Source organism: Roseateles sp. (genome assembly GCF_049240545.1).
In the GTDB taxonomy this organism is placed as follows: Bacteria; Pseudomonadota; Gammaproteobacteria; order Burkholderiales; family Burkholderiaceae_C; genus Paucibacter_A.
Genome location: NZ_JBMLSK010000375.1, coordinates 1 through 1023, shown reverse-complemented (window position 1 = coordinate 1023; position 1023 = coordinate 1). Strand labels below are relative to the sequence as shown.

General features: G+C 63.5%; 1 protein-coding gene. It reads left to right on the top strand.

The features are described 5' to 3' along the window. Positions 1–989: IS110 family transposase (locus tag ACOVRJ_RS22855; RefSeq protein ID WP_422046125.1), on the top strand; the 989-nt coding region annotated here is incomplete at its 5' end. Positions 990–1023: the final 34 nt, after the last annotated feature.

Genomic DNA, 1023 nt, shown 5'->3' with positions numbered 1-1023 from the left:
TCATGAGCCTGGGGCTGCTACGCGCAGCCTGGCGCCCTGGTGACGAGGTCTGCGTCGTGCGCGCCGTCGTGCGCCAGCGCGACGTGTTGCTCACCGAGCAAGGCACCTGGGTGCAGCGCATGCAAAAGGCACTGGTGCAGATGAACATCCAACTCACCGAGGTGCTCAGCGACGTCATGGGCATGACCGGCCAGGCAATCATTCGCGACATCGTTGCCGGCGAACGCGATCCGCTCGTGTTGGCGCGGCATCACAACCGCCGCATCAAGGCCAGTAAGGACGAGGTCACAAAGGCGTTGACCGGCAACTGGCGCGACGAGCACCTGTTCCTGCTCATGCAGTCGCTAGCGATCTTCGACGATCTGGCCAAACGCGTGCAGGAGTGTGATTCCAAGATCGAAGCGCTGCTCGCACCGCTGCAGCGTCACACCGTCAAGCTCAAGGCTTCGCTCAAGGGCAAGGGTAAGAACAACCCCTCCTTCGACGTGCGCCAAGCGATGGCCAACTGGGCGGGCGTGGACCTCACGCGCATCGACGGCCTGGGGGTCAGCATCGTGATGAAGCTGTTGTCGGAGATCGGCACGGACCTCAGCCGCTTCGCCAACGTCAAGCACTTCTGTTCCTGGCTTGGCCTGTGCCCTGGCACGAAGATCAGCGGTGGCAAGGTGCTGGCGGCCGGCACCAAGCGATCGGCCAATCGCGCCCGCCAGGCGCTGAAGATGGCCGCCATGAGCCTGTCGCGCAGCGACTCGGCACTGGGTGCGTTCTACCGTCGCCTGTGCTCACGCATGGACAAGCCCAGGGCCAACACCGCCGTCGCCCACAAGCTCTCCCGAATGGTCTACTTCATGCTGACGCGCGGCGAGGAGTATGTCGACCAAGGCCGTGAACGGTACGAGGAGCAACAGCGTCAACGTAGCATTGCAGCCCTCAGGCGCCGTGCTGCAGCCCTTGGCTTCCAGGTCGCTCCTGTTGATGCAGCCGCATGAACGGGCTGGACTCGAGGTTGTTTCTCAAGAGGTG